This window comes from Apilactobacillus pseudapinorum, from assembly GCF_040369555.1.
Classification (GTDB): domain Bacteria; phylum Bacillota; class Bacilli; order Lactobacillales; family Lactobacillaceae; genus Apilactobacillus.
Window position 1 is genome coordinate 198,804 of record NZ_BAABVU010000022.1, and the last position, 14,384, is coordinate 213,187.

Sequence of the window (14,384 nt, forward strand, 5' to 3'; positions counted from 1 at the left end):
TATTATTATATAAAAAATAAAAAAGATGGTGTTGTAGAAACACCATCTTTTTTTACTATCTATCGTTATTTGCGAATCCAAAAATACTTAGTAAGTGAATAAATAAGTTAATGAAGTCCATGTATAGAATCATTGCCCCACTTATTGCTAAACCATTTTCAGAAACTTCTGAACCATATTCGTTAAATGATTGTTTAATCTTTTGACTGTCATATGCAGTAAAGGCTGTAAAAATAATAACCGCGATAAATGAAATAAATAAATCAAATAGCGGGTTGCCTAGGAAAATGTTGATGATACTTACAATAATTAGCGCAAATAATGCTGCCATTGCTTGAGTACCAACTTTATCCAAGCTCTTCTTTGTAGTAACCCCAATTAATGCCATAACAGCGAAATCAATTGTTGTTGTTAGGAAGGCTTCTGCAATTGCAGTTGAACTGTATGCCATAAAAATGTATGAGAACAATCCACCTGTTAAAGCAGAGAAAACAATCAATGAAATGAACCCTGCAAAAGCATTACGCAATGCAAGATTTTGTGTTGTGAACGCTAATACCATCCAAAGAATAAGTCCAACGATTGATGCACCAGCGTTGAATGTAACATGGTACATTCCACCCATTAGGTAAGCAACAAGTCCTGAAATTAAAACTGAAAGGGTCATCCATCCGTAAGTCTTAGTTAAGAAACGGTTCATACCAAATGCGTCATTAACTAATCTACGTTCTGATTGATCATAGTTATTCATATTTTTTTATAATCCTCCTAAGAATCCTTTAATAGGTTAAAAACATTTTAATAGATTAAATAAAAACTACAAGAATTTAATTCATATTATTTGTAACATCATTTAAAAGATTTTCGTAAATACGTTCATAGTTTTGAATATCTCCAGCACCCATGAAAACAACAACTGCATCATGATATTCCAATAATGGAGACATATTATCTGCTTCAATTAAGCCACCATTTTTAGTGATTTTTGCAGCTAAATCAGCACTAGAAACATTTCCAGATTTTTCTCGAGGTGAACTGTAAATCTTAGTGATGTAAACGTCATCCGCCTTATTCAAACTAGTAGCAAAATCATCTAAGTAAGCGATAGTTCTACTAAATGTATGTGGTTGGAAGACTGCAATAATTTTTTTATTTGGATATTCTTGTCTCGCAGCATCAATAGTTGCATCAATTTCTGATGGATGATGTGCATAATCATCGATAATAGTCATATCTGCTACTTTTCTTTGTGCAAAACGTCTCTTTACACCTTTAAATGTATCAAATTCATTTTGGACTTCTTCCAAATTATCATGTTCAAAATATGAAACAGCAATAACTGCTAAAGCATTTAACACATTGTGTTCACCGTATGAGTGAATTTGGAAGTGACCAATTTTTTCGCCTTTGTATTCAACATCAAATTCTGATCCAGAAGTACTCTTAACAACGTTAACAGCTCTAAAATCATCATCTTCTCTAGTTCCATAGTAATAAATTGGAACATCAGCTTTGATATCTCTTAGATTTTCATCATCGCCCCATGCAAAGATACCTTTCTTTGTTTGGTTAGCAAATGATTGGAATGCACTTTTAACATCATCAATACCTGTATAGTAATCAGGATGATCAAAATCAATGTTAGTCATGATTGCGTAATCAGGACTAGTAGCTAGGAAGTGACGACGATATTCGTCAGCTTCATAAGCAAAAAATCTTGCTTCAGGAACACCTTTACCTGTTCCATCACCAATTAAATAATCAGTAGGAGCAATTCCAGATAATACGTGTGCTAGTAATCCTGTAGTACTAGTTTTACCATGGGCACCACACACACCAATACTAGTATGTCCTTTAATCATTTCGCCAAGAAATTCATGATATCTAAATACTTCTAGACCCATTTCTCTTGATTTTTTGATTTCTGGTTGATCATCTGTAAAAGCATTTCCTGCAATTACAGTTAGTCCTTCTTTAATATTATCAACATTGAAAGGAAGAACTTTAATTCCTGCTTGTTCTAATCCCACTTGAGTAAAAGTATATTTATCAATGTCAGAACCTTGTACTTCATATCCTCTATCTTTTAGGATTCTTGCCATTGCCGCCATTCCAGTACCTTTAATGCCGACAAAATGATATATCTTCTTTGCATCCATATTTAAATGCTCCTTTTATCTCTCGATAAATCTATCATAGCAGATTTATCAACAGATGTTCTCTTTTTTTCTAAATATTTAACTTTTGATAATCACTTTCAGTTAAATAAACATCCCTTGGTTTTGAACCGTGTTGACCAGATACATAATTATGTTGTTCCAAGTCATCAATCAAGCTAGCCGCTCGGTTATAACCAATGGAGAATACTCTTTGTAATTTAGAAGTAGAAACTGTTTCTTCACTAGAAATGTATTCCAAAACATCTGGCATCAATTCGTCTTGTTGTTCAACTTGACTAACTGATTTTAATAATGATTCTGGTTGGAAAGCATACTTAGGTTGTCCTTGTTTTCTGACTTCATTGGTAATTCGTTCAATTTCATCATTAGTTACGAAAGTTCCTTGTAAACGTGAAGACTGACTAGCCCCATTTCCAAGGTATAACATATCACCCTTACCTAATAGTCTTTCCGCCCCTGCTGTGTCAATAATGGTTCTTGAATCAACTTGACTTGAAACCATGAAAGCAACACGAGTAGGAATATTATTTTTAATGGTACCTGTAATAATATCAACACTAGGTCTTTGGGTTGCAACGATTAAATGAATACCAGCCGCTCGTGCCTTTTGAGTAATTCTAACGATGTAGTCTTGAACCTCACTTGATGCAACCATCATTAAATCAGCCAACTCATCAATTACGATTAAGATATAAGGCATCTTTTTAGTGTACTCACCGGCATTCTCAGCCATTTCATTGAATTGCTTAATATTTCTAGCACCTGCTGCGGCTAGTTTTTCATAACGCTCATCCATCTCTTTAACAGACCATTTTAATGCAGCAGAAGCTTGTTTTGGATCTGATATTACTGGTGATAATAGATGAGGTAACTTATCATATGGAGCCATTTCTACGGCTTTTGGATCAATTAAAATCATCTTTAATTGGGCAGGCGTGGCCTTATATAGTAATGAAATTAATAAACTATTTAAGAACACACTCTTACCTGAACCTGTGGCCCCAGCAATCAATCCATGTGGCATCTTACTTAGGTCTGCCATTTGTGGCTTACCCGTTAAATCAACCCCTAACGCGACAGTTAGCGGTTTATCGGTATTCATGAATTGAGGTGTATTGATTACCTCAGATAATTTAACTGGTCTTGGTTTAGGATTTGGAATTTCTATACCAACCGTGGTTTTTCCAGGAATTGGCGCTTCAATTCTAATATCTTTTGCTGCCAATGCCAGTTTTAAATCATCTGTTAGGTTAGTAATCTTACTTACTTTAACCCCGAGTTGAAGTTTAATTTGGAACTGTGTAACCGTTGGACCATTAGTCCAGTCAACAACACTTGCATCTACATTAAATGCTTGTAGCGTTTCATCTAGGATTTCAGCTTGTGATGTAATCCAATCATCCATGCTATCATCTTCAAAAGTGTCTGCAGGTGATAGTAAACTCATTGATGGGAAACGATATCCCCTATCATCGTAATCGGCTGATACACTTTCATCATGACTGTATTCTGCTTCTTCTTGATCCTTCTCTGGTTGATTATTAAAGATAGATAAATCTTTTTGAACATTATGTTCTTGATTTAAGATTGATGATAAAGAGTTACCTAATCCATGTTGTTCAATCGGTTTACGTGCTGCAACAGATTGACTAAGACTATTATCGCTTTGACTATCGGATTGTTGATTATTATATAAATCACCAGCTTCTTCGTCATCGTTCATGGATACGAAGCTATCGCCTTCATCATCATTGTTCAAGTCATCTTTGATATCATCATCATTTTCTTCAACATTATCATGACTATCTTGAACTACGTCTTTATTCAAATCTTCATCAGCTTCATCTTGATGAGTGCTTCTATCAATAAATTCATCAAAAGAAGAGTTGGCTTTATTTTCGAAAGTAGTATTATCTGATTCAACAATATCTGATGCAGCATCAATATCAGCATCTTTCTTTGCCATACTTTCAATGTATGGAGTTGCATAAGAATCTGCTTTTATATCATTGAATTGACTAATTTCATTTGCTTCTTCTTCAACTGCGTAGTTATCTTCTTGTACATCAACCTCAACTGGAATAGTTGGATTAGCTAAGTTAATTGCATCAGTTGAATCGTCAGTAATCAATATCAAAGATTCATTGTCTCTGGTTAATTGCTCTTTTAGTTTTTGGTACTTATTTGAACTTGATGCTTCATAAAACTGTACTTTTGTTGCTGATGAACTATTATGCGTAGGAGTAAATGCAGCTGCTCTTTTAGCAATTGGATTTTCTGTTCTGGTCAATATTTCATCATCAACGCTATGTTTAGATTCTTTAGGGGTATCTATAGTTTGATGGGATGAACTTTGTTCAGACTTATTAGCATGTGTTGGTTCTATCGCATTATGTTTTATATTATATTTTCTGTAAAAAGCCGGTCCATCATAGTGTTCCATTCAAACGTCATCCTTAATTTTGTAATTTATGTATAACAAGAGAGATTATCTCTTATTTTGTAAATAAAGTTTCTGATTTAGCAAAATCAAAAGCTTCTCCTACTTCTTGGTAATCATTAGGTAAGATAAGTGCTCCTGGACGATTTGGGGCGTTCTTAATTAATAATTCACGTCCTGAACAAATCATACCAATGCTTTCTTCACCCTTTAATTCTCCTGGCCAAATAATAAGTCCATCTGGCATCATTGCACCAACTTTAGCAACAACAACCTTGATGTTTTCTTGCATATTTGGTGATCCACTAACAATTTGCAAAGTTTTACCATTGTCAATTTCAGTTTCTGTAATTTTCAAATGATCAGACTTGGGATGTTCTTTAACAGATTTTACATACCCAACAACAAATTTAGGATCTTCATCTAATTCCAATGTATCTGAAAGACCATTGTTTTTTAATACTTCATTTAATGAATTTAAATCATCTTGAGTTAAATCAACTTTACCATCAACATCTTTTAGTCTTGGTAAAGCTTCTGAAGCAGATAAAAAGTTAAATCCAGTAACACGGTCGGAGCTTTCGTCAGAAATTCTAACCACGCTATCTTTATATTCAACTTTTTGTTCTTTGGCATCTTCACCTAAAATAACGACCAAGATGTCACCTGTTTGTTTAGGATTGTAACTTGCAATTAACATTAAATCTTACCTTCCAAATTAGTTTTATAGAGAATCAATAAATTCTTCAACTTGTTTCTTAGTCTTTCTATCTTTGTTTACGAAACGGCCGATTTCTTCCCCGTTTTCAAAAGCGACAAAGCTAGGAATACCAAAAATAGCCATATCTGCGGCTAAGTCAATGTTTTCATCACGATCTACAGTAATAAAAGTGTAATCTGGGTATTCTGCTTCGATTTCTGGCATTGCAGGTTTGATGAATGCACAATCTGGGCACCATCCAGCAGTGAAGAATAACATGTATTTTCCATCACTTAATTTTGTTTTTAGTTCTTCTAAGTTCATAGTTGGTAATTGTTCCATAATTATCTCTCCTATTGTCATTTTCCTTTATTATAACGTATTTAGGCAAAATTATAATGCAGTTTGATTATAAATTTTAGTGTTATATAATATACATTAAGAAAAAGGAAGTGGTATATATTAGAGCGCATAACGCAATTGTGTCTAGTTTAACTATTGGGATTGTTGGGGCAAGTATTTACGTTGCAAAAAAATTAAAAGAAGAACAACACCTCAAAAAAATTAATTTACAAGTAAAGCATGCGAAGGATACATTAGCATCCAACAAAGTATGTGGAAGCTGGATTATGAAAAAGAATAATGAAAACGATTATATCGGAGCGATTAACGTTTTAGATAACAACAACAATATAAAAGATCACTATTTTGAAATCAGTTCAAACTATAAGTTTAAATGGGTTTCAGAACTTCAAGAAGACTACTAAACTAGTCTTCTTTTTTATTGAAGTAAGCAACAATCTTATAAATAGGACCCTTACTACTAAACTTGTGTTCATATTCAGTTTCTACGTTATCTTCCATGTAATCACTATTGTGTAAATCTAGAGATAACATATCAAAATACATACCGTAGTTGTTAAAAGTAACTACTGAATATTCGAATAATCCACGATTATCAGTCTTAAATACAACTGGAGCATCTTCTTTTAAGATGGTCTTGTAACTATCTAAAAATGTTGGAGAAGTAAGTCTTCTTTTAGCATGTCTAGATTTAGGCCATGGATCAGAGAAGTTAAGGTATACAGTGTCAATTTCATGTTTACCAAAGAATGTATCTACCCCTGCTCCATCAGTATGAACTAGTTGTAAGTTTGGTAAGTCTGCTTCAACTACCTTCTTAAGAGCAATCGCGATAACAGTCTTTTGGATTTCAATTCCTAAGAAGTTAACTTCTGGATGTCTTTTGGCCATTTCAACAATAAATTGACCTTTTCCAGTACCGATTTCAATGTGAATTGGTTGTTCCTTTTCAAAACGTTGTGACCATTTGCCAATCCAATTTTCTGGTTCAGTCACGATATACTTTTCATTTTCTTTGATAAAATCATCAGCCCAAGGTTTATTTCTAACTCTCATGATTTATCCTCCTCATAAAAAATAGCCAAAACAAAGTTTTGACTAATTATTTTTTGCCAATTGTTCATAATTACTAAAGCTTATTTTACTGGGTTTTCAATGCTTTCGTCAAGCGTATTAGTAATTTGATTGGGCTTTTTTTATTTTATTTGGTACATATATTTTAATTAACACAAAATATTCAATCAATAATAAAACTAACAACTCAATTGAATCAATAATGTTAGTTGATATTATCGATGCGATAAAGAAAATTATAACTATAATGATCATAATTTTAGCAATAACGTTGATGAAAGATTTAATTCTTTGTTCACCATCAATTGGATATATTGCGATAAACACATTGTCGTTAAAGTTATTAAAATATGGAATTAATTGAAATACTATTAGGTACACAAATAGTAATGAAACAATGATTGCAACTACTTGATTATCAATTAAAGCAATAAGTACCCCACCTAAGATTGTTAATCTAAAGACTAATCCACTGATTTCTTTATCACGAATTAATCCTCTGGAGTAAAGCAGACTATATACATCTTTGTTAAACCACTTAAAAATACCATCAAGTGCTTTTCTTCTCTTAACGATTCCTTGCATATTATCGACATCAGTAAACATATTAAAGAATCGATTTAAACTATTTTCATGACTTTCTTCATTTGCGATTACAGTTTTCCAATCAATGCTATGTTCTTTAAGCTTTCTTAACTCAAAATGACTAAAGACAAACATAACAAGTGCAATCATTAAGCTCACAAAAACGTTTAAGTACAAAAAAACAATTAACGTTATCAAGGGAACAATCACTTGATATAGAATTTTGAAGTTCTTTTTCGTGAAATGATAATTATTTAAGAATTGATTATTCAATACATATATTTTAAGAAAAATAAGTGTAATCAAAAGCACAATAACGTCTAATACACTGGTTGTAGCAACACTTTTTTCAAAGAACGGAATCGTTACAAACCAAATCAACACTTGAACAAAAATCGCAATAACTGAACTATAAATTAACCCCATTTTAAAGAAGTTATAGAAGGCCTTTTCTTTAGGCATCCAAAAAATATAATCAGCTTGTTTGGCAAACGTCGTTACCTTTATCAGAGTTATTGATAACAAGAACACAATTATTAATATCGGTTTTTCCCACCACAATTGTGGAGTAAGTCCTTTAATAAATTGCGAATATTGATATCCTAACCCACCAATAATAAACATTAATGCGATTACGAAAAAATCATTAAAAACATATTTTAAGTATTTACTCATTTGCGTGAAATGGGACTGCAAACGTTGACTAAATAAATTATTCATGGCTGTTTTCTTCCTCAGCTAATTCAAGATAAATATCGTTTAATGAGCTGTCATCCATGCCAAATTCTTTTTGCAACTTTTCAATAGTTCCTTGTGTTCTAACTTCCCCATTATGAATTAGAACAAATTCATCACAAAATCTTTCTGCTGTATCCAATACGTGTGTAGACATTAAGATACTGCTTCCCTTTTTCTTTTGTTCCTCAATCAAATTCAATAAGTCATTTACCGCGACTGGATCTAGGCCTAAAAATGGTTCATCAATTACAAATAATTTGGCATTTGTAATAAATGCACATAAAATCATCACTTTTTGACGCATCCCTTTAGAAAAGTTTGTTGGGAACCAGTCTAGCTTTTTATCTAATCTAAACATCTTCAATAATCGATCTGCACTATTCCAAGCTTCTGTTTCGTCTAAATCATATGCTGAAATTGTGGTTGCGATATGTTCCTTAAGTGTCAATTCTTTGTATAGAATTGGAACTTCAGGGATGTAAGCAATTTGTTTTTTGTATTCATTGACGTCATCATCAATTGAAATACCGTTAATTTTAATTTCACCAGAAAATGGTTTTAGTAATCCGATAATGTGGTTGATTGTAGTAGACTTACCGGCCCCATTCAGTCCGATTAATCCCACTAATTCACCGTTGTTAATCTTAAAGTTAACTTCTTTTAAGACAGGAATTCTTGAATATCCCCCTACTAAATCTTTAACTTCTAAAGTCACGGATAACACCTCTCTATTTTTTCTTAAAACACATTATATCATAAGTCTTTTAAGATAAATTTATGTTAATATGTATATAATTACAGCAATATCAAAGAAAGGAAGAATAATATGAATGATTGTGTATTCTGTAAAATAATTGATGGGCAAATTCCTAGCTATACTATTTATGAAGATGAATATGTAAAAGCATTTTTGGATATTTCCCAGGCTACACCTGGTCACACTTTGGTTATTCCTAAGAAGCACGTCGCCAACATTTATGAATACGATGAAGAACTTGCTGAAAAAGTATTTTCAAGAATTCCAAAGATTGCAAGAGCAATTCAACAATCTGCTCCAGATATCTTAGGGATGAATATCGTTAATAACAATGGCGAATTGGCATACCAATCTGTTTTCCATTCTCATTTCCACCTTATTCCAAGATATAGCAATAAAGATGGCTTCTCAATGACTTTTCAAGACAACTCAGAAAAGTACAATCAAGAAGCTTTTGAGCAAATTAAAAGCAAGATTATTAACTCATTGGAGGCATAATCATGATTAAAACTGCGTTAAAATTAGTTGGTTTGTCTGCTGCTGGATTAGCAGCGTATCTTTATCTATCTGATAGAAAGCCCAGTGAATTTGCCAAAACAACTTATGATTCAACTAAGGATAAGATTCAATCTTTTTCCAACGTTTTAGATCATAAGAACGATTTTTCAGTAAAGTTGACTCAAATGCAAGATGAGCTAAGTAAGTCAAAACCTACTCTGGAAGCAATGAGTCGTGATATTTCTGAATATCAATTTAAAATCAAACCTCATTTGGACTTGATTAATCAAAGAATTAATAACATGACTAAATAAAATTTTAAAATTTCTTAAGAAATTTTGTGATAGAATTTAAATTGTGTTAACTTAATAACCGTCGAACCTAGATGGTTTAATAAAAAAGAAATGGATGTGTATTATTTTATGAACAAGAAAGTTCTAGTTGGTCTTGCAGGTGCACTATTAAGTGTTTCACTTGTTGCCTGTGGAGATAAAACTGTTGCCGTTACAAACGGTGGTAAAATCACAGAAAGTCAATACTACAGTAGTATGAAGAACACCTCAAACGGTAAGCAAGTTCTTCAACAAATGATTCTGGACAAAGTATTGAACAAAGAATACGGAGATAAGGTTTCTCAATCAGAAGTTAATGCTCAATACAACCAATACAAGACTCAATATGGTTCAGAATTTGAAACTTTACTTGAACAACAAGGTTTAACTACTGCAAGTTTCAAGAACCAACTAAAATCTAACTTACTTCTAAAGGCTGCTGTTAGAGCAAACATCAGTTACTCAACTGCTGATCTAAAGAAGCAATTCAAATCATACCAACCAAAAGTTACTGTTAACGAAATTTTAGTTTCTGACAAGAAGACTGCTGAAAAAGTTATCTCAGAACTTAAAGACGGTAAGAAGTTCTCAGATTTAGCTAAGAAATACTCAACTGATACTTCAAACAAGAACAAAGGTGGCCGTGTAGCTGCATTTGATAACACTGATACAAGCATCGATTCATCATTCAGAAAAGCTGCTTACAAGTTATCAAACGGTGAATACACTAAGACACCTGTTAAGACTCAATACGGATACCAAGTTATTCAAATGGTTAACCACCCTAAGAAGGGTTCATACACTGACCACATCAATGACTTAAAGGATCAAATTGCTACTTCTAAGTTGAACGATAGCACTACTCTAAAGAACGTTGTATCAAAAGTTCTTAAGAACGGTGGAGTTGAAATTAAAGATAAAGACCTACAAAACATCTTATCTTCATACCTAACTGACAGTTCATCATCAAGCAAAAAATAATTAATAATAAAAGACGTGGATATTTTATTCCACGTCTTTTTTGTAATCAAAAAAGCCTTCAATTAATTTGAAGGCCTTTTATTTTAACGATTATTTAAATTAAGAATGTATTGTTCATCAACATATTCTTGAATTCTATTATCACAGGTTACATAGATTACTTGAATACTATCACTAATCTTCTTTAAAAGATTAATTGCATTTTGCGTTCTTTCAAAGTCAAATTCTGTTAATCCATCATCAATAATCATTGGAATATGATAGTCCCTTCCAAACACTACTGACAATGCCAAAATCATTGATAAATAAAGTTGTTCAACCGTTCCACGAGAAAGTTCCCCGGCAGCAAACTGCTCTTTATCATTTCTAGTAACTTTTATATTATTTTTTAGATACTTGATTCCAATATATTTATCATCAGTTAGTAACTTAAAGAATTCCTCTGCTTTCTTTTCAAATGATGGAACCCTATCAGCAGTTGCAATATTTAATGATTCATCAATCCACGCATCTGCCAATTTCATTGATAACCACTCATCTGTTAACTCATTAATCTCTGCTTCAAGATTACTTTGTTGCTGAATTAGTTCACTGTAAGTTCCGTCTGATATATATTGCTTGATATTGAAGTTAACTGTTTCAAATTCTTGTGATAATGATAAAATTTCATTTTTTAAGGCATCACTATTATTTTTGAATTTAGAAACCTTATCATCAATTTCACGATTATCATTGTATTGTTTTAACAGTTCAATGTCTTCGTCTGTAATTTGATCCTTAATACTATCTCGTTGTTCTTTATTAATCTTAAGTTGCTTTTGTTTTTCAGCAAGCTCTTTGAATGACTCTACATTATCAATATTACGCGAACGAAGAAAATCATTTAGTGAATTCTTAATAGTTGTTTGCTTATCCACTAATTGGGCTTTTTGCGTTAATTGTTCATTCATTTGTTCATTATTACGAATATTAACGCTATTTTCTTCATTCATTTTACTTACAAACGTTCTGACTTTATCCAATTGGACATTGAATGTATCGTCAGTATTAAAATCATTCAAATATGAATCCCATTGCTTAAAGTAATTAGATAAATCAGTAGATATACTCTTATAGTCATTTTCATACTGAATTACCTGATTAGTATTGGGATGATTGATGAAGTATCTTTGTTCGTTTATCCATCCCTGCAATTCACTTAATGTGATGCTGTTCCTAATTGCATAGTCATTAAGTTTAGATTCTAAAATGCTGGAATCATTACCCTTTTTGGTTTTACTTTTCATGAATTTTACAAATCCAAAACCAATTAATAACAGGATTCCCACTAATCTAGAGAAAGTTACGGGAATTATTAAAGCAATAATCGCCACGATTCCAATTAAAAGCGTTGGTAATAAGTTCATAAAGCTAGCCGAAGCGCTTTTATTTTTTGAATCATCAAGCTCATCTAACTTACTTTGAACATTATTTAACTCGTCTTCGCTAACAACGGTTTTTTGTTCGTTTTGGTGATTAATTTCATCAATCATCGATTTTTTAATTTTTAAATCATTAATCATTTCGTTTACTTTCGAAAATGACTGACTTAATTGATCGATTTGATTACGGTTACGATTGTATACTTCAAGTTCTTTATTTTCTTGTCTTTGTACCGTCAATCTTTTAATTGATTCATCAATATTTTTGATTTGCTCTGAAGATAAAAATAATGCGTTTTCTAGCTCTTTTAGCTTAGATACATCTTCTTCATCAAATCCATCCCTAATCGTTTCGTTAGAAGTGTTTATTTGAGATAATCTAGAATATACAGGCCATACTTGTCTTAAATGCAGTAAGTTGGTTAATTCTTTATCAATCTTTTGTAATTCTGCTTTTTGCTTATCAATTTTATTACTGATTGCATTTTTTTCTTCAGTTAATTGATTGTAATTATCTAAATTACCTTTACTTAATTGAACCTTATCAACTAATTCGTCATATTCTTTTAGCTTTTGATTTAATTCAGGTTTTCTACCGGTTGGCGCATATAGTTCTTTAGATTTCTTCTCAATTTTATCTCTCAATTCAAGCCATTGATTACTACCAACAAACCCAACTTTTTGAATTCTGTTTACTAATTCATTCTTACTTAATTTGGAAATAGATTTAATATCTAAATCTCCAAAATAAAATAATTGTTCAAATGTGTTTCGATCAATTGGACCTAAAAGCTTATCTAATAGACTTGGATTAGTTTCAATATCATTATCAACATCATAGACGGAAACATCCCCACCATTTTTACCATCTAATCTGGTAATGATGAAATGACGGTTATCTTCAGTTGTAATCGTTAATTTTCCACCGTATGCTTTAGTTTCTCGTGGCTTGTATTGTTCATAAGAACCGGCTCTTCCGTCTACAAATCCAAATAATATTCCTTCAATTAAACTTAATAATGTTGTTTTTCCTGCTTCATTATTTCCAAAGATAACTTGAAGATTAGACTGGTTAAAATCAAAAGAAATATCATGCCATTTCCCATATCCTAGGACATCAACTTTATTAATCTTCATTAATATCTTCCCTTCCGCTTATCAGTTTCATCTTTGCTAGCGATTTTAAATTGTCATTGCTTTCATCAATATGATTAGCAATGAAGTCATATTTTCTCAATGTTTTAGCTATATCGTTAATTTTTTCTTCTGAGAAAGTATTATTCTCTGCTTCATCCCATATTTCTTGATCAATTGAAGATAATTTGACAGCACTATCTAGCTTGAACTTAACTTCATAAATCCATGCATTCAATTGTCGATATTCACTACGCAACAAGTTATTTAAACGATATATGAAGTCTTGTTGCTTACTATCAGAAATTGCTTCATTCAAGGATAATTCCAGATTAATAAGTTGCATTTTATTAAAGTCTTGTTGTTTTAATTTATCCAAAACTTGATTTAATGTTGATTCAACGTCATTAAACTTAATATTCATTTTCAAACTACTCCAATCGATAACTGAAGTTGGTTTGAATTCAATATCTAGTTTATTTAGATTATCTGTTATTAATAAGTAACCCTTATCACCCGGTTCATTTTTATGTCTTCCCTGTATATTACCCGAATATATGATTGGCGGTGTTTGGTTCAATGTTTGTCTTTTGTGAATATGACCTAATGCCCAATAATCATAATTCTTAGATACTAAATCATTTACACTAAAGGGTGCATAATGATCACCTGTTTGTTCCAATCCACCATGTAACATTCCAATATGCATATCTACATTACCTTTAACTGGATAGTCATCTATTTTTTTATCAGTTATCCATTTACTGGCATAGCTAAATCCGGTAATCGCAATTGTTTTACCATCTACTGTCAATGATTTAGTTTCAACATCATTAGAGAATACATGAACATTTTTAGGGAAACTAATAACGTCTCTATTTAAATCAAAATAGTCGTGGTTACCAAAAATCATGTAAACATCGATATTATTTTCGTTCAGTTTTTCCATTTCTTTTTGGAAAAAATCGTATGTTTTTGGGGTTTGATTATCACGATCAAATAAATCTCCCGCTAATAAAATAAAGTCAACTTGTTCATTAATCGCATCATTTACAATCTTTTGAAACGATATAAAAGTTGAATTGTATATTTCATCCCATAGTTCTTTAGGTGTTTCATCGTTTTTTAATCCTTGAAAAGGACTCTCTAAATGTAAATCTGCAGCATGAATAAATTTCACT

Annotated in this window: 14 protein-coding genes; 4 read left to right on the forward strand and 10 right to left on the reverse strand. The window is 31.8% G+C overall.

What is annotated here, in order from left to right; genetic code table 11:
* Positions 1-55 precede the first annotated feature (55 nt).
* The 5 genes from ABWU86_RS04800 to ABWU86_RS04820 form a co-directional block, all read right to left on the reverse strand.
* On the reverse strand, positions 56-751 hold the full coding sequence (locus ABWU86_RS04800; RefSeq protein ID WP_053949958.1) for a Bax inhibitor-1/YccA family protein: 696 nt from the start codon (positions 749-751) through the stop codon (positions 56-58).
* Positions 752-827: 76 nt separating this feature from the next.
* Positions 828-2,159 carry a UDP-N-acetylmuramate--L-alanine ligase gene (gene murC, locus ABWU86_RS04805; RefSeq protein ID WP_293792612.1) on the reverse strand — a complete coding sequence of 444 codons (1,332 nt, stop codon included), beginning with the start codon at positions 2,157-2,159 and terminating at the stop codon, positions 828-830.
* A gap of 70 nt (positions 2,160-2,229) precedes the next feature.
* Positions 2,230-4,623: a DNA translocase FtsK gene (locus ABWU86_RS04810; protein WP_353321677.1), complete on the reverse strand. Its 2,394-nt coding sequence runs from the start codon at positions 4,621-4,623 to the stop codon at positions 2,230-2,232.
* 52 nt (positions 4,624-4,675) lie between these two features.
* Positions 4,676-5,320 (reverse strand): YtpR family tRNA-binding protein, encoded by a 645-nt coding sequence (ytpR, locus tag ABWU86_RS04815; RefSeq protein WP_293792608.1) that lies wholly within the window; start codon positions 5,318-5,320, stop codon positions 4,676-4,678.
* A 24-nt stretch (positions 5,321-5,344) separates the two neighbouring features.
* Positions 5,345-5,662, reverse strand: coding sequence for a thioredoxin family protein (locus ABWU86_RS04820; protein ID WP_293792606.1), 318 nt, complete (start codon positions 5,660-5,662; stop codon positions 5,345-5,347).
* Positions 5,663-5,802: 140 nt separating this feature from the next.
* On the opposite strand from ABWU86_RS04820, the gene ABWU86_RS04825 reads away from it, so the two are divergent.
* Positions 5,803-6,087 carry a hypothetical protein gene (locus ABWU86_RS04825; RefSeq protein ID WP_353321679.1) on the forward strand — a complete coding sequence of 95 codons (285 nt, stop codon included), beginning with the start codon at positions 5,803-5,805 and terminating at the stop codon, positions 6,085-6,087.
* 1 nt (position 6,088) lies between these two features.
* Here ABWU86_RS04825 and trmB read toward each other — a convergent pair whose 3' ends face one another.
* From trmB to ABWU86_RS04840, 3 genes are all read right to left on the reverse strand, one after another.
* Positions 6,089-6,739 carry a tRNA (guanosine(46)-N7)-methyltransferase TrmB gene (trmB, locus tag ABWU86_RS04830; RefSeq protein WP_053949952.1) on the reverse strand — a complete coding sequence of 217 codons (651 nt, stop codon included), beginning with the start codon at positions 6,737-6,739 and terminating at the stop codon, positions 6,089-6,091.
* 117 nt (positions 6,740-6,856) lie between these two features.
* On the reverse strand, positions 6,857-8,062 hold the full coding sequence (locus ABWU86_RS04835; protein WP_353321682.1) for an ABC transporter permease: 1,206 nt from the start codon (positions 8,060-8,062) through the stop codon (positions 6,857-6,859).
* Positions 8,055-8,795: an ABC transporter ATP-binding protein gene (locus ABWU86_RS04840; RefSeq protein WP_293792598.1), complete on the reverse strand. Its 741-nt coding sequence runs from the start codon at positions 8,793-8,795 to the stop codon at positions 8,055-8,057. Before ABWU86_RS04840 ends, ABWU86_RS04835 begins: the two co-directional genes overlap by 8 nt.
* A 111-nt stretch (positions 8,796-8,906) precedes the next feature.
* Here ABWU86_RS04840 and ABWU86_RS04845 point away from each other — a divergent pair, with 111 nt between their 5' ends.
* From ABWU86_RS04845 to ABWU86_RS04855, 3 genes are all read left to right on the forward strand, one after another.
* Positions 8,907-9,335 carry an HIT family protein gene (locus ABWU86_RS04845; protein WP_293792596.1) on the forward strand — a complete coding sequence of 143 codons (429 nt, stop codon included), beginning with the start codon at positions 8,907-8,909 and terminating at the stop codon, positions 9,333-9,335.
* Positions 9,336-9,337: 2 nt separating this feature from the next.
* Positions 9,338-9,649: a hypothetical protein gene (locus ABWU86_RS04850; protein ID WP_293792595.1), complete on the forward strand. Its 312-nt coding sequence runs from the start codon at positions 9,338-9,340 to the stop codon at positions 9,647-9,649.
* A gap of 108 nt (positions 9,650-9,757) precedes the next feature.
* The gene (locus tag ABWU86_RS04855; RefSeq protein ID WP_293792593.1) at positions 9,758-10,648 is read left to right on the forward strand and encodes a peptidylprolyl isomerase; all 891 of its coding nucleotides are present in this window, start codon (positions 9,758-9,760) and stop codon (positions 10,646-10,648) included.
* 83 nt (positions 10,649-10,731) lie between these two features.
* On the opposite strand, the gene ABWU86_RS04860 is transcribed toward ABWU86_RS04855, so the two are convergent.
* The gene (locus ABWU86_RS04860; protein ID WP_353321685.1) at positions 10,732-13,206 is read right to left on the reverse strand and encodes an ATP-binding protein; all 2,475 of its coding nucleotides are present in this window, start codon (positions 13,204-13,206) and stop codon (positions 10,732-10,734) included.
* The gene (locus ABWU86_RS04865; RefSeq protein ID WP_293792590.1) at positions 13,196-14,383 is read right to left on the reverse strand and encodes a metallophosphoesterase family protein; all 1,188 of its coding nucleotides are present in this window, start codon (positions 14,381-14,383) and stop codon (positions 13,196-13,198) included. The genes ABWU86_RS04860 and ABWU86_RS04865 overlap by 11 nt, the downstream gene beginning before the upstream one ends.
* Position 14,384 lies beyond the last annotated feature (1 nt).